The 19,370-nt window shown below is 57.8% G+C and carries 15 protein-coding genes; 10 read left to right on the forward strand and 5 right to left on the reverse strand.

The genetic code is table 11. The features are described from left to right. Positions 1 to 107 precede the first annotated feature (107 nt). The 3 genes from AABO57_19850 to AABO57_19860 all read right to left on the reverse strand — a co-directional run bounded on the left by AABO57_19850 (position 108) and on the right by AABO57_19860 (position 5,462). The gene (locus tag AABO57_19850; GenBank protein ID MEK6287979.1) at positions 108 to 2,939 is read right to left on the reverse strand and encodes a molybdopterin-dependent oxidoreductase; all 2,832 of its coding nucleotides are present in this window, start codon (positions 2,937 to 2,939) and stop codon (positions 108 to 110) included. Between the two features lie 111 nt (positions 2,940 to 3,050). Beyond that, positions 3,051 to 4,589, reverse strand: coding sequence for a 4Fe-4S dicluster domain-containing protein (locus tag AABO57_19855; protein MEK6287980.1), 1,539 nt, complete (start codon positions 4,587 to 4,589; stop codon positions 3,051 to 3,053). Between the two features lie 189 nt (positions 4,590 to 4,778). Beyond that, positions 4,779 to 5,462, reverse strand: a complete 684-nt coding sequence (locus AABO57_19860) for a hypothetical protein (GenBank protein MEK6287981.1) — start codon at positions 5,460 to 5,462, stop codon at positions 4,779 to 4,781. 437 nt (positions 5,463 to 5,899) lie between these two features. On the opposite strand from AABO57_19860, the gene AABO57_19865 reads away from it, so the two are divergent. Then, positions 5,900 to 6,379 (forward strand): hypothetical protein, encoded by a 480-nt coding sequence (locus tag AABO57_19865; GenBank protein ID MEK6287982.1) that lies wholly within the window; start codon positions 5,900 to 5,902, stop codon positions 6,377 to 6,379. A 183-nt stretch (positions 6,380 to 6,562) separates the two neighbouring features. Here the strand turns inward: AABO57_19865 and AABO57_19870 are convergent, their stop codons facing one another. Together AABO57_19870 and AABO57_19875 are read right to left on the reverse strand one after the other, a co-directional pair. Continuing rightward, positions 6,563 to 6,904 (reverse strand): hypothetical protein, encoded by a 342-nt coding sequence (locus tag AABO57_19870; protein MEK6287983.1) that lies wholly within the window; start codon positions 6,902 to 6,904, stop codon positions 6,563 to 6,565. 156 nt (positions 6,905 to 7,060) lie between these two features. Further along, positions 7,061 to 9,583, reverse strand: a complete 2,523-nt coding sequence (locus tag AABO57_19875) for a sodium-translocating pyrophosphatase (protein MEK6287984.1) — start codon at positions 9,581 to 9,583, stop codon at positions 7,061 to 7,063. Positions 9,584 to 10,234: 651 nt separating this feature from the next. Here AABO57_19875 and AABO57_19880 point away from each other — a divergent pair. From AABO57_19880 to AABO57_19920, 9 genes are all read left to right on the forward strand, one after another. Next, entirely contained in the window at positions 10,235 to 12,004 is a 1,770-nt protein-coding gene (locus tag AABO57_19880; protein ID MEK6287985.1) for a glycosyltransferase family 39 protein, read from the forward strand. Next, a complete protein-coding gene (locus AABO57_19885; protein ID MEK6287986.1) occupies positions 12,001 to 13,896 on the forward strand; it encodes a glycosyltransferase family 39 protein in 1,896 nt (631 codons plus the stop codon). The genes AABO57_19880 and AABO57_19885 overlap by 4 nt, the downstream gene beginning before the upstream one ends. Next, positions 13,893 to 14,666, forward strand: coding sequence for a Wzz/FepE/Etk N-terminal domain-containing protein (locus tag AABO57_19890; GenBank protein MEK6287987.1), 774 nt, complete (start codon positions 13,893 to 13,895; stop codon positions 14,664 to 14,666). Before AABO57_19885 ends, AABO57_19890 begins: the two co-directional genes overlap by 4 nt. A 37-nt stretch (positions 14,667 to 14,703) precedes the next feature. Then, a complete protein-coding gene (locus tag AABO57_19895) occupies positions 14,704 to 15,795 on the forward strand; it encodes an ABC transporter permease (protein ID MEK6287988.1) in 1,092 nt (363 codons plus the stop codon). A gap of 228 nt (positions 15,796 to 16,023) precedes the next feature. Beyond that, a complete protein-coding gene (locus AABO57_19900; GenBank protein ID MEK6287989.1) occupies positions 16,024 to 16,959 on the forward strand; it encodes an ABC transporter permease in 936 nt (311 codons plus the stop codon). 114 nt (positions 16,960 to 17,073) lie between these two features. Next, positions 17,074 to 17,928 (forward strand): purine-nucleoside phosphorylase, encoded by an 855-nt coding sequence (locus AABO57_19905; GenBank protein MEK6287990.1) that lies wholly within the window; start codon positions 17,074 to 17,076, stop codon positions 17,926 to 17,928. 37 nt (positions 17,929 to 17,965) lie between these two features. Continuing rightward, complete coding sequence (gene udk, locus AABO57_19910; protein MEK6287991.1) at positions 17,966 to 18,643, forward strand: uridine kinase; 678 nt, start codon at positions 17,966 to 17,968, stop codon at positions 18,641 to 18,643. Further along, positions 18,643 to 19,086 carry a cytidine deaminase gene (cdd, locus tag AABO57_19915; GenBank protein ID MEK6287992.1) on the forward strand — a complete coding sequence of 148 codons (444 nt, stop codon included), beginning with the start codon at positions 18,643 to 18,645 and terminating at the stop codon, positions 19,084 to 19,086. The genes udk and cdd overlap by 1 nt, the downstream gene beginning before the upstream one ends. Positions 19,087 to 19,125: 39 nt before the next feature. After that, a partial coding sequence (locus AABO57_19920; GenBank protein MEK6287993.1) for a hypothetical protein occupies positions 19,126 to 19,370 on the forward strand: 245 nt, incomplete at its 3' end.

A 19,370-nucleotide genomic window follows, 5' to 3' on the forward strand; every position in this document is an offset into this window, starting at 1 on the left:
GGCCCCAATTTACCCGGCCCCCCCGTTTTTCCCCCACCAAAACAAAAAAAACCGCGGCGCCCCGTACACACTTCCCCGCCGCAGTCCAAACGGAACATAGGTACGGATCATTCATCGCGAATGACATATGCTTCATCAACGGGCCTCACGGGGCGCGAGAACCATAGCGGGCGACGCAACCCGCCCGGACCAGGAGCTGGGCGAGTCATATCGAGCCACTTGCGATATACCTCGTGAGAAGCTTTCGTGTCGACCACGACGTCTCCGTACTTGTCATCCGATTCCGCACGTTCCACTCGCACGCGTTGATGCCAGCAGTGCATTCCGCTCACAGGATCGGGGTGAACAGGGAAGGTCAGGTTCTGATGCACGCCGCCTTCTTGCCAGAAGATTCGCTCTGAGTCGGGATCGTCGCTCTTGAACGGCTTGATCCCTTCGATCTGACGAAGCCGCCACCGCCCATCGCCCAGCTCATCAAGATCGACAAGCGCTGACGCCCAGCGATCAGTGCCTTGATCCTGCTTCAATCGCCAGCGCCCGAGGTGATGCGAGCACGCGACGACACCCGGCCTTATGCCTTCGGTCGCCCACACTCGAACGACGAAGTAGCCGATCTCGGTGCTCACGCGAGCAAGATCACCGGTCTTGAAGCCAAGCTTCGCGGCGTCCGTTGGGTTCACCCATAGCGGGTTCGTGTGAGAGATTTCATAAAGCCATTTCGCATTCCCGGATCGCGTGTGAATCAAGGTCGGCAGCCTGAACGTCGGGACGAGTATGTAGTCGTTGTTTGCTTGATCGAGGTCGCGCCAGTTGACGTGGCTCCGGATGTAAGCGGGCAGCGTGTACTCAGGCCACTTCCATTCGGCCATCGTCTTGGAATAGAACTCGAGCTTGCGTGAAGGCGTCTTGAAGCCGAGAAGCGGCTGACCGTCTATCATTACCCCGATCATTTGCTCGCCGCTTGCTGTCGGTTTCACGATTCGCGACTGGGCATCTATTCGGGTTCCCTCCAAATCGGTATCGGGCACTCGGCTCTCGTGTTGGTCGTAGATGTTAGTCTTCACCGCGAACGCGCCGTTGCGGCGCATGAATTCCAGCGGCGAGAGCCCAGCCTTCTTAGCTTTCTCCGGAAGACCCGGGACGCTGTTCTCAAAAATCCAACGATAGTATTCGCTTATCGTGACCTTCTCGCCCGCGCGATAGGGCGATTCGAAGTGACGCCGCACGCCAAGCTCGCCAGTCGGATCGATGCGCCACGAAAGCTCGATCCAAAACTCGTCTTCCTCCCACACCTCTCCCGGATTCGCTTCGTAGGTGAAGTCGATGTGTTCGCCTCTGCGTTCACGAAGCACTCGCTGAACCGGCTGGCGGAAAGAGATCCACTGCGCGGAGTGAGTTTCCTGACTCATGATGTCGTGACGTTCAGTGGCTACGCCCATCGGTAAGACGTAGTCGGCGAACCACGCCGTCTCGCTCCACACCGGAGTGAGCGCGGCGTGAAGCTCGATCATCGATTCGTCTCTGAGGACTTCGACCCAGCTCATTCCATCGGGGTTCGTCCAAACCGGATTGTAGACGCGAGTGAAGTACGCAGCGAGATGGCCGCGTCCGTCTTTGAGCAGATGAGGAAGCAAGAAGCTCATCTCGTGATGCGCGAGTGGGTACTCGCGCGGCCACAGCGTTTCGTTCCAGACCTTTTGAGGCGCGGGTTTCGAGAACGGGGCGGCGACGAACTTGTTCCACACGTTTGGCGAGACTCCGCCCTCAGTTCCGATGCTTCCAGTGAGCGCATTCAGAAAGTAGAGGGCGCGCGCCACTTGCCATCCGCCGAGATTGCCCGAAGCAGCGCTACGCCAGACGTGCGACGAGAACCGCGAACCCGCGCCCGCTATCTCGCGCGCGACTGCGACGATCTTCTCAGCTTCGACACCGCATTCGGTCGCGGCATATTCCGGCGTGTACTCGGAATACAGATCTTTGATTGCGTCAATGAAGGCTTCGAAGGTACAGGGAAGTTGCGGACGCTCTTCCCGCATGAACTCTTCCCAGTTGACCCAGCGGCGAACGAACTCGCGATCGAATGTGTCTTCTTCCAGGATCACCGACGCCATTGCGAGCAACAACGCGGCTTCGGTGCCAGGCCACGGCGACAACCAATAGTTCGCCGCCGAAGCGGTGTTCGACAAGCGTGGATCGACGACGGCTATCTTCGCCCCGGACATTTTGCCTTCGATGATGCGTTGCGCGTGAGGATTGAAGTAGTGACCTGTCTCGAGGTGAGAGCTGAGCAGAAGAATGAACTTCGCATTCGCATAGTCCGGCGAAGGGCGATCGGCGCCTTGCCATAGCGCGTAGCCGACTCTCGCTCCTGACGAACAGATGTTTGTGTGCGAGTTGTGCCCGTCAACGCCCCACGCTTGAAGCACGCGATCGATGTAGCCGTCGTGACCGGGCCGGCCTACGTGATAGACGACTTCATCGCGGCGGTTTTCGATCAGCGCATTTCGGATCTTGGTTGCGAACGTGTCGAGCACCTCGTCCCAGGTAGTTCGCTCCCACTGCCCCTCGCCGCGCGGGCCGACGCGCTTGAGGGGAAAGAGTATGCGCTCAGGATCGTGGATCTGGTTGATTGTCGCCGGACCCTTGGCGCAGTTGCGGCCGCGCGAAGCCGGATGCAAGGGATTGCCTTCGAGCTTTTGGATCTCGCCGGTGTCTTGATCGACGTAAGCGAGCAGTCCGCAAGCCGCTTCGCAATTGAAGCAGGTGGTCGGGACGAGCGAGTAACGCCTTTCGACTTTCTTGGGCCAGCTTTTGGCGTCGAACTCGACCCAGTCATCCCAGCGGTCGTGAGGCGGATAGCTTGCGAGCCGCGAGCCAATCGGCTCCGGGATTGAACGTGAGTTGCCGGTCGATTCGCTCGCCTCTTTTTTCACAGACATGTCGTTGACCTTAAGTCTCTCTCTGCGTTCCCCAGCGTCCTCTGCGGTTAAGTCCGGTGAAGAATTGAACCGCAGAGGGCGCAGAGGAACGCAGAGGTTCTTGGTTGGCCATCAGCTAAGCGGCACTGCTTGACCTGCCTGCACCCAGATGTGCTCCCACAAAAACAAACCCGCGAGCGCGGACAACGAAGTGAAGATGGCTACAGCATGGAACTCCGCGGCGCCGCTTGTCAGCGCGAGCAGCGGCATGATAATGCCGATGATTACCGCGCCGCCCCAAAACATCTTGCGGAAAATGCCTCTCGTTATCAGCCGGACTGCGCGCATTCGCTCGACGTTGTCCTCGGGCATGTACAGTTCGCCGGCGATCAACACGCCGTTGGCGACCAGGGCCCCGATGAACTCGTAGTAGAGGAACGACCAGCCCGGCCCCACCAATCCGGTTCCCGAGATCATCGCATCGGCTACGATGACCAGCATTAAGACGGACGCGCCCGCTACCATAGCTTGAACGAGCAGGTGTAGAGGCGTCAGCGTGCTATGCCAGAATACGCGGCCTCGCGCCTGCCGGAAAAGGAAAGCCGAGTATATGGCCGACATCGCGGCGAACACCGCGCCTAGCAGCATCACCGGTCCTTCAGCTTGAAACAAACCGACGAGCGGGATAGCCATCCACGCCATCAACAGCGCGCCGAAGATCACCAGAATGTAGCCGCCAATCACCAGCCACGATTTCCACTGAGGTCGAAACAGTATGCTCAAGAATCGGTCGGGTCGTTTGAGATCCCACACCAGCAGCGCGACAGTCGCAGCAAGGAATAACAACGACACCTGCGGCGCGGCTGACTCGTATAGCCAGTGCCCTTTAACGAATCCGAATCCGATGGCTATCGCGGCGAGCACGAAAGCGCCCGAGGAGATCGACTTCGTCCACAAGTACGCCGAGACCTTCCAGCCCCACGGCCGCTCGTGCGAAACATCGTAGGTTGTCCTCGCGTGCGCATCCGCCGCCGCAAACGCCTGGTCGTCGGCCATCACCGGGTCCATTCGCAACTCAGACCAAAGATAGCCTCCGCTGTGGGTTTGTTCGGTTGGCGCGAGCGCGGCATGATCGGCTTCGATGTAGAAGAGCTTTGGCAACGTGCCCGCTTCGGGCTTTCTTACAGTCGTCGGCTCGGTCGCAATGAGCTGAGACAGCTTCGACGTTGGATCGTCCATATCGCCCGACACAATGGCTTGAACCGGGCAGACGATTACGCAGGCAGGCTCGAGCTGGGCCTCTATTCGATGCGCGCAGAAGTTGCACTTCTCGGCTGTATTGGTATTCGGGTTTATGTAAAGCGCGTCATAAGGACAGGCTTGCATGCACGACTTGCAACCGATGCAGCGGTCGCCGTTGAAATCGACGATGCCGTTATCGCGGCGGAACAGAGCAGTCACCGGGCAGATCGTTATGCACGGAGCGTCGTCGCAGTGATTGCACCTGAGCACCGAAAAGAAGCGGCGAGTGTCCGGGTACTCGCCCTTCTCGATGTACTTGACCCAGGTGCGAAACGTCCCAAGCGGAACTTCGTTCTCGGATTTGCAAGCGACGGTGCATGCGTGACAGCCAATGCATTTGCGATGATCTATGACGAAGCCGTATTTCATTTGTCTCGGCGTGAGTACAACAGACTTAGCCTGGGAGCGCAGGCGTCCCCGCCCGCTTCCTGGCATTCGTAAGTCACGGAGCAGGCGGGGAGGCCTGCGCTCCCAGGCTAAGTCTATGCTACCTCTCTTAAGAGCGACGAGATACTACCTAAATTTTTTTATGAAGGCTAGTCAGGCTCCAAGTATCGACTAGTGCCGCTCAGATGGCCGAGGCAGATTCAACGTGTCCAGCAGGCGATCCGCCATCTCGCGACCGGCATACCTCAGCGAATATTCGGCGGAACCGGTAGTTCGGGGCAACGAGGTAGGCAAAGGCACTCCGCCCGGTCCGACTCGACGCTGGTAAACGCGTCCCGCAGTTTTGGTCTTTCCTGTTCCCGGCGCGAAGACTTCATACCTTACGTACAGATATTCCGCCGGCACCCCACCCAGGGCCGCTCGATCAGTATTTGCAACATCCACCTCCAGCTCGAACCACAAAACGTAAGTATCGGTCGAACCTTTCGCAATGTCGTGGGCTTGCTTACGGTTCATGTCCGCAGCCGGAGTCGCCCTGACCGAGGATTTTGAGAGCCTCTCCATGCATCCATCTTCGACGATGCGCGAGTAGATGGTGGAAGCGTTGATGTTTTGAACGCCCCATACGACTTTCACGGGAATCTGCGACTTCGAATCCTGATCCGATGACGGTTTGGCGAGAGGCCCTTCCTGCTTTGGCGGGAGCGGGTCCGGCGCGGTGGGCTGCTTGGGAGGGCGCCGGCCGGACTGTGCTTGCGACAACGAGGCGGTACTCAGGAGGAGCAGAATCGAGAGACCCAGCGCCGCGATGCTGCGCGGACGCGTCCATTGCAGAACAGATGTCTTGTGTTGCATTACCGTTATCCTTGTCCATCAGACCGAAGCTGGTTTGATCCAATGCCGGCAAAGTGACCCTGGGAGCGCTCCTCCCATCTCAATGATGACAGGTCTAAGTCTACACTCGAGCCTTACCTTGTCAAGCAAGCAAAAGCGCGCGTCTGAAGCCTTTATCGCCGATGCAAACAAGGAACGCGTAGCTACATTGGCACGCGCGAAACGGCGTCACTTGTAACCTCTTTGCTGCGCCTGTTCTCTCATTCGATCCCGGCAACCAGCGAGCGCCAGCGTCTTTCCGAAAGCGTTTCTCGGGCAAATTGCACACACGCAGGGATGTTTCGCTCCCGGATTATCTGTGGCATCGCCGTTGCCCTAGTTGGAAGTGCGCGGCGGTCCACAGAGAACGCCGCTCAACGTGTTCAGACCATCAACTCTAGCTTGTAAAGGAGCGCGTGATGCGAAACTGCCAAAGAACGGTGTCGGCTCTGCTTGCGATTTTTCTGTTTTCAGAGTTTGCTTTTGCGAAGACCAATACCAATGACTGGAATAACGTGCGCATTCTTGAGATCGGTTCGACGATAGTCGTCAAAACGAAACAGGGCGAGAAGTACGAAGGCACACTGGACCTTGTGACGGTCAACTCGCTTTCAATCGTCGTGACGGTGCCGCGCGTCATGCGCCGGGTTATCGACTTGCGCAAGGACGAAATAAAAGAAGTTCGCTCAAGGCTTTCCCGTTTCGCTTCGACCGCGATCGGCGCTGCAATTGGGCTTGGCGTCGGCATCGGTTTGGGAGCGATCGCCGATTCAAAAGACAAGTACGGCGAGGACCCCGGGCTGGGCAAGATCACCATCGGTTTTACTGGCGTGCTACTGGGATCGGTGTTGGGAGGCGGATTCGGATTCGGCAGCAAGAAGGTTTACGAAGCGCCGTGACTCGATTGTCCGGCCTGCTCAAATCCACTTCGTATACTTGAAGAAGGCGAACCGTTATGTTTCGGTTGCGGTTTGTGCGGCAGTTTCGCGCATCGTTCAGGGCCAGAGGTCACACTGTAGAGGTCGAACAACGAGGAGCACGCCAAGCGAGACACCTTGGGTCCGATAGCCGAGCCATAAATCTCATCGTCTGCGCTTGGCAGGACGGCTGGTCCGCTTCTTCGGCCGCGCCTCACCCAGGGTGGTCTTCAGGCTCGGCGTTGCTGCGCGGGCTGGCTCGATCGCCGCCGCCGCTGCTTGAGCCGGTTCTACCGTGAGGTTTACTTTATCCATCTTCACGCCGTAGTCGATTGCGATCAGGAAGAGCAGCCCGCAGATAGCGATGGTGAGAACCCAGTAGCCAATGCTCAGGTAGACCTCTCCCTTGTATACGGTGAAGACTATGATGCCTCCAATTGCGGCCAGAAATAGAATGCGTGGCAAGGTTATCTGCCCGCTCTTTATAATTTTGTCTCGTTCTGCCATTAAACATCTCCCAAATGTGTGAAGCAATTATGACTGCAACAGTCAGATCGTCGCAAGTACCGCGGACCCTTGCGTAATGCGTGATGCGTGATGCGTGATCCGTGATCCGTGATAAGAAAGAGCAGGCTTCACGGTTCCCGCATCACGCATCACGCATCACGACTCGCTTCCAATGCGCATTCCGTAGAACGAGCGCCAGACGAAGACCATCGACACGACAAAAAACGCGCCGGCCAAAAGATGACTGACCATCGGACCCGCATCGATCGTGAGCTTGACCGCCAGCTCCACCGCTAGCAAACCAAACAACGTCGTGAACTTGATGACCGGGTTCAAAGCCACTGAAGACGTGTCCTTGAACGGATCGCCCACCGTGTCGCCGACGACCGTCGCGTCGTGCAGAGGCGTGCCCTTTTGCTTCAGCTCCACTTCGACGATCTTCTTGGCGTTGTCCCACGCGCCGCCGGCATTCGCCATGAAAATCGCCTGATAGAGCCCGAAGATGGCGATTGAAATCAGATAGCCGATAAAGAAGAAAGGTTCGACAAACGCGAAGGCCAGCGTTGAGAAGAACACCGTCAGGAAGATGTTGAACATCCCCTTCTGCGCGTACTGCGTGCAGATCTGCACGACCTTCTTGCTGTCCTCTACTGAGGCCCTCTCGACGCCTTCCAGTTTGATGTTTGCCTTGATGTACTCGACCGCGCGATAAGCGCCGGTCGTCACTGCCTGCATCGATGCGCCGGTGAACCAGTAGATAATCGCGCCGCCGGTAATCAGACCGAGAACGAACGGCGCGTGCAATAGCGAGAGGCTTTCAGTGTTGGTCGTCAGCCCGTCCGTCAGCGCCATGATGATCGAGAAGATCATCGTCGTCGCGCCCACAACGGCCGTGCCGATCAGCACCGGCTTGGCCGTCGCCTTGAATGTGTTTCCAGCGCCGTCGTTCTCTTCAAGCAGATGCTTGGCGCGCTCGAAGTTCACGTCCATGTTGAAGTCTTTCTTGACCTCGGCGACGATGTTTGGGACCTGCTCGATGAGCGAAAGCTCGTAAACCGATTGCGCGTTGTCGGTCACCGGCCCATAAGAGTCCACGGCAATGGTGACAGGTCCCATCCCCAGGAATCCAAAGGCAACGAGTCCAAAAGCAAAAACTGCCGGAGCGACCATCAGTCCGCCCAGCCCCTGAGTGCTGAAGCCGTACGCGATGGCCATCAGCCCGACGATGCTTATGCCGAGCCAGTAAGCTGAAAAGTTGCCGGCAACCAACCCAGACAAAATGTTGAGTGAGGCGCCGCCTTCGCGAGACGAGGTAACCACCGCCTTTACGTGTCCTGAATTCGTCGAAGTGAAAACCTTCACCAGCTCCGGAATCACCGCCCCGGCAAGCGTGCCGCACGAAATAATCGTCGAGAGTTTCCACCACTGCGTGCCGTCGCCAAGCGCAGGTATGATGATCCACGAGACAACGTAGGTCATCGCTATCGAGACGATCGAGGTGATCCACACGAGCCGGGTTAGCGGCATTTCGAAGTTCATAACATCAGCGTTCTTGAACTTAGCTTTGGTCATCGCCTCATTGATGAAATAAGAGAGCGCCGATGCGATTACCATCATCACGCGCATAACGAACAGCCAGACAAGAAGCTGAACCTGAATCGCCTGAAAGTTCGGTCCCACGGCTTTTTCGTTCACCGCCAGCAGGATGAACGAGATGAGAGCGACGCCGGTCACGCCGTAGGTCTCGAATCCATCCGCGCTGGGACCAACCGAGTCGCCGGCGTTGTCGCCAGTGCAGTCAGCGATCACCCCCGGATTGCGCGCATCGTCTTCCTTGATCTTGAATTCGATCTTCATCAAGTCCGAGCCGATGTCGGCGATCTTCGTGAAGATGCCCCCCGCGATGCGCAGCGCTGCAGCGCCGAGCGACTCGCCGATCGCGAATCCGATGAAGCACGGCCCGGCATAATCACCCGGAATGAACAGAAGGATGCAAAGCATGATGAACAGCTCGACGCTGATCAGCATCATGCCTATGCTCATTCCAGCTTTAAGCGGGATCGCATAAAGCGGATAAGGCTTGGCCGCCAGGCCTGCGAAAGCCGTCCGCGAGTTTGCGAACGTATTGACTCGGATGCCAAACCACGCAACTCCATAACTGCCCGCGATGCCGACGAGGCTGAACAAAAGTATGACCACGACGCGCACTGCCTCGAACTTGAGAAGCAGCCCGAAGTACATTGCGATGATGACGGCGATAAAAGCCTCGAGCACCAGAATGAACTTGCCCTGGGTGATGAGGTAGGTCTTACACGTCTCGTAGATCAGCTCCGAGATCTCGCGCATGGCCTTGTGCACCGGCAGATTCTTCAAGTGCGTATAGATCACGAGACCGAACAACAGCCCGAGCACGCAGATGATCAAGCCAAATAGCAGCAAGGTGTGTCCATCGACTCCCACGAATTTGACCTGTGACAGGTCGGGCAGTTTCAAGTTCGCTTCGCCGCCGGGCTGATGCCCTCCTGCCGCCTCACGAGCCTGTCCGAGCGCGGCCGACGCACTACCGGTCACAGCCGCAAACGTCGCGAAGATGAATAGCAATGTGCGACGCTCAAGAAGGCCCTTCGCGCCTGCTTTGATCGCATTCGGTATCATTACGAGAACGGTACCAGGTTTCATAATGCTTTTATGATCACTCCCTTTATAGATTGGGAATTCGACAGTCAGGGTTCAGAACGACGCTTCGCAAACTGGCTCCCGTAGCCGCCTTTGAAGACAACTACAATCCTGACTGCTTTCCACCGAGGTTACCTTGAAGCTTGTGTTGTGAGCCGTCTTAACGGAGACGACATCGCGAACCGGGCCATCTTGATGAGAAATAGCGGTCCCGGCAAAGCAAGCCTTATAGCATATCGCCAAGTTCATCAGCAAGTATCGCGCGAGCCAAACCTGGCGGCGGGTGTAGTAAGAGTGGATTCGGTCACACTAACGCTCCGAACCCCCGGGAATACCACCCACGGCAAAGGGGTGGATTGTTCAAGCCCTGCCTACAAAGGGGCGCACCCGGATTCCCGTCTTTCCTCTCCTTCACTCCCCTCGCGGCGCGAGGGGAGAGAGATAACAGAAACAAAGGGGGCCGGCGGCTCTCTTCGTAGGCTGGCCTTGAACAATCCACCCACTGGCAGTGGGTGGTATTCCCTGAGTTTTCATAGTCTCTGTCAGAGGTGATGCGCGAAAATCTGACGCGCGCCCGTTTGTCCGCATTCGGTTGGAGATTTGATTTGCACACCACTATACTCAAACGCCCTCAAGCTTGGAGATCGAATCCGCATGGTAATAGGCGTGGGACTGGAAGAAGACCAGCCGTCTGAGGTTCTCGACAAACGCGTCTTCGCGCTGAGTGAAGCGGCGCCCTTGGTGTTAGCCTTCACCGCCGGTCTTATTTGCTATGGTTTGTTCTTCAATCGCGGGCTGGGTCTTTCGGTCATCGGCTACAGCATCGCACCCGCCGAACGCGTGATGTTGGGCGAAGTGCCCTATCGCGACTTCCTCTTCAACTACACTCCCGGGATCTTATGGCTGAACGCGCTGTTGATGAAAGCGTTTGGCGCAACACTCATGGCCACCAGGATTGGATTGCTCGCGTTCAAGCTGATCACTCTGATGACGCTGTTCTACGTCGCTCGAAGACTCACCAGCGGATGGGCGGCGCTCGTACCCGTTGCGCTCACTCTGACCTGGCTCGGTCACCAGCAAATATTTAGCGTCTATCCGGATCAGTATCTGGTGCTGTTTGCGCTCGCAGGCTTGATCTGCCTGCTCAACTACGATGAAACCGGCCGGCTTCGCTGGCTTCTGGCGTGCGGAGTAGCGATCGGCGTCGTCTTCGTTTTCAAATACAATGTCGGCGTTCTCCTGCTGGCGTCGGGCGCGCTGGCGCCCGTGCTGAGAGAAGCGCTGAGAGGAGCGCTGACGACTCGTCGCTTCGCGGCGTTAGCTAAGGCAATCGTGGTTTACCTGGCAGGCTTCGCCGTAGTCGCCGGAGCACTCGCCGGATACCTTGCTTACAACCACGCGCTTGGAGCGATGATCAGCCACTTCATGCATCACGCGTCTGAATACAGCGAAACCCGCTCGGTGACTCTTCCGTCGCCGAGCCTTGTTCTGCCGGCGGCGCTGGCGTCGCTCGCAGGAATCCTTGTTGGCGTGGTCGTGCTTCGCTGGGCTGGGCGTTTCTTTCAAGCCTACGCAATCGTGGCGCTGGCGGTTGGTTCAATCATTTTGCTTGCGCCCGGCAGAGCGATTGTTCTAAACGAGTCCGCAATCGCTTCGGTAGCTTATTTCCCGCCTTTGATTTTTGTCGCGGTTTCGGCAGTGGCAATCTGGCAGTTGAAGACCAACAATCGAGGCGCAGCGACCTGGTGGCGCAACAACGGCGCGATCGCGATCACCGGGTTGTTCGCACTAGCGGTCTACCTCGAAGTCTTCCCGCGAGCTGACTTTTACCACCTGGTCCGGGTGCTGCCGCCGGTCTTCTTGTTCTTCTTCGCACTTCTCGCCCGGTGCTTGCCAGCTTTACGAGAGACGTTGAGCAACCGCGTGCCTTCGCCCAGTCGAGCTGCTTTGCTGGTTGTGACAACGCCACTCATTTTTCTGCTGCTCGCCGGAGTCCAGGATACCTGGGCGCCGGAGTTTGATTCGGGATTTCATTTTAGAGACAACCGCGAGCTGACCATTGAGCGTGGACGCGGAATCTTTGTCGAGGAGAAACAGGCTGAGTTGACCGAAGGGCTCGTGCGGCTGATCCAAGCTAACAGTTCAAAGGACGACTACATCTTCTCGTTCGCGCAGCGAGGCAGCGCCCTTTACTTTCTAGCCGCGCGTAGGAACCCGACTCGGTTCTTGTGGTGGAGATCCGTTGGGATCGGTAACGAAGAGAGGGAAGGCGTGATGACGATGATCGCCAACCGCCGCGCGAAGCTGATAGTCGTTCAAGACGTCGCCGCCAACAAGGAGATTCAAGATTTTATCGGCGATAACTACGTTCACCTCGGAACCGTGGCCGACATAGCGGTATACGGTCTGAGACAACCCCTGTGAGCGCAGAAGGCAGAAGCAGAAAGCAGAAGGCAGAAGGCAGAAGGCAGAAAGCAGAAGGCAGAAAGCAGAAGGCAGAAGGCAGAAGGCAGAAGGCAGAAGGCAGAAGGCAGAAGGCAGAAGGCAGGCTAGCGATGCGGCAAGTGACCACCTCACCGTCAATTGATAGCAGCACGTCAAGCAAAGAACGGCTCAGTGAAATTCTGAGCGTCGCCGCCGTGCTTGCGATGGCGGCCGGGGTCTATGCTGTTCTGTTCAATCGCGCGAACGTTCTATCTCATTCGATCGGCTACAACCTCTACGCGTCGGAGCGAGTGCTTGAAGGCGGCGTGCCCTACCGGGACTTTCATACGCTCTATCCGCCGGCGATATTCTATCTGAACGCCGCTCTGTTCAAATGGCTTGGCGTCTCGCTCTCCACCGCGCTGCTCGGCGTGCTGATCTTCAAAGTGCTGACGGTTGCGGTGATTTACTCGAGCGGCCGGCAGGTGATGCCCAGAGTCTGGGCGCTCGCAGCCGCGCTTTCTTCGCTTTTGTGGCTGAGACCTAACGGACCATTCAAGTCCGTTCCGATGCACTACGGCGCGCTGCTATTGGCGTTGGCGATGTGCCTGTTGCTGAAGCACCAGCGAAGTCAAAAGCCGTTGGAGATATTACTGGCGGGCGCATCGCTCGGATTGCTCGCGTTGTTCAAGCACAACATCGGAGCTTATGCGCTCGCGGGTTCGGTTGTTTTTCTCGTATTCGAAGATCGCGGCGTTGTCCGGCAAGCTTCAGTTCGTCGCGGGCCGAGTGCGGCGCTTCAACGACTGAGCGACAAACTGAAGTCCGCCGGACAGCGGAACTATCGTCGCGCGCTTCTCTTGTTGATCGGCTTTGCCGCGGCGATTGCTCCGGCGCTGGTCTACATGCAGATGAACGATGCGCTTGCGCGGATGATGAGGACTCTGCTTTTTGGACCCGGCGAATTCCTTTTGAGCAGACTGGCCATTCCGCTATCGCCGGTTGCGCCCGCTCTTTTGGCCGCGGCTCTGGCAGCGACCGCGTACGCCGCGCACAGGCTTCGAAGCCGTCCGGCCATCGCTGCCGGTCTCTGGTTGATCTTGATTGCGGCTATCTCTTTTTTCGTGTTGCGCGGAAATCAAGCGGACGTCAATCAGATCATCTTCTACCTGCCGATGCTTGTGCTCGGTTGTGGCTTCGCGATCGCTGTCTTCACCAACACATTCGCGGCGGCCGAGCGGCGCGCGCTGTTGATCCTCTTCATCTTCTCAGCAGCCGCGTTGATGGAGCTGTTCCCGCGCTTCGCACGCGAGCAGACCATCGCCGCAATGCCCTTCGTAGTGCTGTTCCTGTTTTGCTTGCTCTATCTGTTGAGGCCGGCGATAACAGCACTCGCCGGCGGGACGATGCAGTATCGGCTAGCGCTCGTCGCGCTGCCATTGACATTCTCGTTGATAGAAGGGCGGTTGTTCTTCAACACTTATTTTGACGGCAATCTTCGCTTCAAAGCCGCTGCTCGAGTCAACATCGAGCGGGGCCGTGGCGTGTACTTTCCGGCGGCGACTGCCGCTATGATCGACGACGCTGTAAACTACATCCAGCAGCGCGTGCCGCCAGGCGGATATGTGTTCGCGCAATCGGATGCGGGAACGTCTCTCTTATTCCTTTCCAATCGCAGGAACGCATCGAACGCGCAGTTCTGGATCGGCGTCGGAGTGACGCAAGAGGAACGCGCCGCGACGCTGGAGCGAATTGACAAGAACCAGACTAAACTGATAATCACCAGCGACGAAGTGCTCGCAGCCGAAAAATACGAACCGATGCGCGACTACATCGAGCGAAACTTCAAGCCCAGCGTACGCTTCGACGACGTGCTGATCCTGGAGAGATGAGGATAAAAGAAACTGTGTCCGTGATGGCCGAGGAAAACCGAGAGACGTTTGATCAGGAGATTCGGCTCGACAGTTTCTTCAAGTGGGTCTGGCGCGGCAAATGGTTGATCATCCTCCTGGTGATAGTCGCCAGCGGCGTGGCTGCGATGATGGCTCTAAGGCAGCCCGAACTGCACACCGCAACCGCGCTCGTCGAAGTTGGCCGCGTGTGGGGCAAGCAGCTCAAAGACATTTACGTGACCGTCGAGATTGCCAACAGCCCGGGCTTCATCCAGGAAGTCGCAGATAAAGCAGGCATCAAGCCCGGCCAGCTCGCCCGGAGTGTTCAGGTGGGCGCGGTCGAATCGGGTGTGCCGCACTCAATTTATCCGATTCTGATCCGGGTGACCGCCAAGACTGAGAGCGCGGACGAATCGGTGAGGCTCGCCCAGACTGTGGCAGACGAGATAGTTGCGCGTCACGAGAAGTTGTTTGACGAAGCGATTGCGCCGCACCTCGAGCGCCAGCTCCAGCTCGAGCAGCAGTTGCGAGTCCAATCGTCACCCTCCGACCTCGCATTCAGAGTCGAAGCGGAGCTGGCCGAGGTGAAAGCCAACAACTCATCGCCGACCTCGACCGAGAAGACTCACTTGGTTGAGAAAGTCGTGCCGGGCGCGACGACTCGTCCGGAAATCTGGCGAGGCGCCGCAACGGCGGGGTTGATCGCTGCACTAGTGGGGGTCGCGCTCGCGTGTTTGCTGGGCTATTACAAGGCCGCGCCGCGAAACTGATGGCCAGCCTATCGAGTTCGAACAAGTAGTTCGTCTTATGAAGAGCTTGCTTAAAGAACTGATGTTCCCGCTGATTGCCGTCGTCGCGGCGTTTTTGGTTGGCGGCATCATCGTGTGGATGGTGGGCGAGAGCCCGCTGCTGGTGTACGAGCTCTTCTTCACCAGCGCATTCGGGTCGGTCGATGGTATCGGCTACACGCTGTTCTACGCGACGCCGCTGATCTTCACCGGACTCGCCGTGGCGGTTGCATTCAAGTGCGGCTTGCTGAACATCGGCGCAGAAGGACAACTGATCGTCGCCGCGTTTGCCACGGCTTGGGTTGGGCTGGTGTTGCCGGGTTGGCCGGCGCTTCTAGTGATGCTGCTTGCGATGCTCGCGGCCGTCCTCGCCGGCGGAGTGTGGGCCGGAATTCCGGGCGTGCTCAAGGCGAAGTTCGGCGCCCACGAAGTCATCACCACGATCATGATGAACTTCATCGCTGCCGGCCTGGTTAGCTACCTGACTCAATATCACTATCGAAGGCAGGGAGACCCGATACTGGAGACGTTGCCCATAGCCGAGAAGGTAGGCGGGTCGGTGGCCGGACCACACATTCCGCGAATGAGCGCGCTGCTTGCTCCTCTGGGAATAAGCTTCCCGGATCGCTTGCCGTTGAACCTGGCCTTCCTGTTTGCGCTTGCAGCGTGCGTGGTCGTCTATGTTTTCCTGTGGAAGACGAAGTGGGGCTACGAGCTGCGCGCAGTCGGCATCAACCCATCCGCCGCGGAGTACGGCGGCATTTCGGTCGCGCGCAACATAGTGATGGCGATGTTCATCTCGGGCATGCTTGCCGGAATGGTCGGCATCAACGACGTGCTGGGTTATCGCTATCGCTACTATCACAACTTCTCGGCGAACTACGGCTTCACCGGAATCGCGGTGGCGTTGCTCGGGCGGAATCATCCGGTGGGTGTGCTGCTGGCGGCGATTTTGTTTGGCGCGCTGATAAGGTCCGGGTTGTTCATCGACATCTTCACCGGCGTGTCCAAGGATTGGGTTGTGATTTTGCAAGCTATTATCATTCTGTTCGTCGCGTGCGAAGGGGTCTTTAGGGGCGGCGCAAAGAGATTGATCCGTGGAAACGTCTGAGGTTTCTAGTTTCTAGTTTCTAGTTTCTGGTTTCTGGTTTCTGGCGTTTCTAGTGGACTGTAACATCCGCTTCACTAGTGAAGGAGGTATATCCGCGCAAATCCGTCAAACCCGTGTCATCCGTGGTCTATGCGGAGCTGGCAATGCGATTCTTACGAACTCATAGACCACGGATGATACGGGTTTGACGGATTCGCACCGATTAGAAACCAGAAACCAAGAAGAAGAATGCTAAAAACCATCGTCAACCTATCGCTGCTCGCGTCGATGGTACGATACGCGACGCCGCTGACGCTCGCCTCGCTTGGCGGCATGTTCTCCGAGCGTGGCGGAGTCATCAACATCGGGCTCGAAGGCATAATGCTGGCCGGCGCGTTTACCGCGGCGGCGGTGACAGTAAAGGTAGGAAATCCTTGGATCGGGCTCCTGTGCGCGGCGGCGGCGGGCTTGCTCGTTGCGCTCATTCACGCGGTGGCTTCGATCCAGTTCAAAGCCGATCAGGTAGTCGTCGGCACCGCAATCAACATTCTGTTCCTGGGGGTGCCGCCGCTTGTGTCGGGCGCGCTTTTCGAATCGACGGGCTCAACGCCTCAGCTCCCGCGCGGCCAAACCCTGCCCGAATGGCACATTCCGTTGATCGATCATGTTCCTGTGCTGAAGCAACTGCTCTCCGGACTCACGCCCATCTCTTACCTGGCGTTCGCGCTGGTTCCGATCAGCTATTACGTTTTATTCCGTACGCGATTCGGCTTGCGGCTCCGCGCGGTCGGGGAGAACCCTGAAGCCGCGGACACCGCCGGCGTGAGTGTCTATCGCCTCCGTTATGCCGGAGTGCTGTTGAGCGGCGTGCTCGCGGGCATCGGCGGCGCTTATCTTTCGATCGCGCAGAATTCTCTGTTCACTCGCAACATGACCGGAGGCCGCGGCTTCATCGCGCTGGCCGCTTTGATATTCGGCAAGTGGCATCCGGTTGGCGCGTTTCTGGCGTGCTTGTTGTTCGGTTTAGCCGAAGCGATTTCCGATCAGATGCAAGGCGTGGTGCCCATCCCGGTTCAGTTCATTCAAATAATTCCCTACGTGCTGACGATGGTTGTGCTGGCAGGGTTCATCGGCAGAGCAACGCCGCCTCGGGCAATCGGCATACCTTACACAAAGGAGAAATAAAACGGTCGGCGCTTTGGAGAACAAGGTATGACAATCGCAGCGAAGGTCATCGCTTTGCAGATGATCGGCGGCGAGTTGCTTGTCCACGCATTGCGCCGCAAGTGAGGTTTATCTATGGCAATTCCACTCTACGACAGAGCATCCGAAGCCTCGCGCTACATCCTGGCGAACGCCCGAGCCCGTACGCCGCGCGTTGCCGTTGTGCTTGGTTCAGGTCTCGGGGCGGTTTCCGATGCCGTTGAGGACGGAGTCGAAATCCCATATGCCGAGATACCTCACTTTGTCAGTTCAACCGTCGAGGGTCACGCCGGAAAGCTGATCATTGGGTCGTGCGGCGGAGTCGATGTCGCTCTGATGAAGGGCCGCGTCCACTTCTATGAAGGCTACTCGATGGAAGAGGTGACGCTACCGGTGCGAGTCTTCAGCTTGATGGGCATTCGCTCTCTGATCCTGACCAACGCGGCCGGAGGCACGGCGCCTCATCTGCTACCCGGTTCGCTGATGGCGATAATCGATCACATAAACACGATGGGTGAGAATCCGTTGCGAGGGCCAAACGACGAACGCTTCGGACCACGCTTTCAGGATATGACGGCGGTGTACACGCCCGCTTACGTCGAAGCCGCGCACGATGTCGCCCGCGAGATCGGCGTCGTTCTGTTTGAAGGAGTGTACGCGGCTCTGCGAGGACCGTCTTACGAAACGCCCGCCGAGATTCGAATGATCCGTAAGCTCGGAGCCGACGCAGTGGGAATGTCTACCGTCCCCGAAGCGACAGTGGCGCGGCACTGCGGAATGAACGTGCTGGCAATCTCATGCATAACCAACGTCGCCGCCGGGTTGACGAGCGCCGCGATCAACCACAGCGAAGTGATGTCTGTCGGCGAGCAAGCCGGAAAGCAACTCGCCGAGCTGATCGTTCGGGTCATCCCGCGAATCGCCGGCTCCATCGCATGGGGCGATTCATGATGCCCGCCGTTTGCTCCTGGTGGTACAATAACCACCTATGATTATCGGCATCAGCGGGGGAACCGGCTCAGGCAAAACTACCGTCGCTCAGAAGATCATCGCGCCTGTCGGCGCCGAGAACGTTGTTTACCTTCAACAGGACTCTTACTATCGCAACCTCGGCGATATGCCCCTCGACCTTCGGCACCGCGTCAACTACGACCATCCCGACGCATTCGATACCGAGTTATTGATAAACCACCTTGAAGCATTGCGGGCAGGTGAAGCCATCGAGCAGCCGGACTACGACTACCCCACACACTCGCGCAAAGCCGAAACGATTCACGTCGAACCGCGCCCGGTTATCGTCCTTGAAGGCATCCTGGTTTTTGTGAGCTCGCAGATGCGCGGGCTGATGGATCTGAAGATATTTGTCGACACCGACGCGGACATACGCTTCATTAGGCGGCTCGATCGCGACGTGCATGAACGCGGGCGCTCGGTTGAATCCGTGATCAACCAGTACACGACCACAGTGCGGCCGATGCACCTCCAGTTTGTCGAGCCGTCAAAACGCTACGCCGACATCATAATTCCCGAGGGCGGATTCAACGATGTGGGGATTGATTTGATCACCGGAAAGATCAGGTCGTTCCTTGGCCGGTCAGCCGATCAGGACACGCTCCCCATCCGATCGGACGGCAGGGAAAGCGAACGGCCGGAGTTTACCAGCTAATGGACAGCACGATCGGCAGAGGAAGCACTGTTGAAATGATAAGTGATGATGAATTGATAGCACAGGCGAGGGACGCGCGCCGCTGGGCTCACGCGCCTTACTCGAACTTCAACGTGGGAGCCGCGCTGCTCAGCTCGGACGGCCGCGTGTTCACCGGGTGCAACGTTGAGAACTCCACATACGGACTGAGCATGTGCGCCGAGCGGGTCGCGATCTTCAAAGCGATTAGCGAAGGCGCGAGCGAGATCTCCAGAGTCGCCGTCGTTACCGATCACGAACACATCGCGCCCCCGTGCGGGTGCTGTCGCCAGATGATCTGGGAGTTTTCCGGCGATAAAACCGAGGTGATCCTGGCTAACCTCTCCGGCGATGTTCGCCGCTATGGAATACGCGACCTGCTGCCTGAAGCATTCGACGCTCGATACCTCGAAGGTGTAAGCTAGCGAGCACTTCCTGGGTACCTTTCTGCGGGAGAGAATCGAATGAGCAATGAGGACTTCGAACGTCAGATGGAGTTCATGCTGAAACAGCAGGCACAGTTCAGTGCCGACCTGGCAGCTCGCGACGCCGAATCGAAAGCGCGTCACGCCGAATCGAAAGCGCGTCACGCCCAATGGGAAGCGCGCATGGACAGAGTTGATCGCCAGATCGAGCAGCTTGTGGGATTCGCCGGAACCCTAAGAGACGCGCTGGTGGGGTTGACTCACCACATCGAACGACACGATCA

It is taken from the genome of Acidobacteriota bacterium (genome assembly GCA_038040445.1).
Classification (GTDB): domain Bacteria; phylum Acidobacteriota; class Blastocatellia; order UBA7656; family UBA7656; genus Onstottus_A; species Onstottus_A frigus.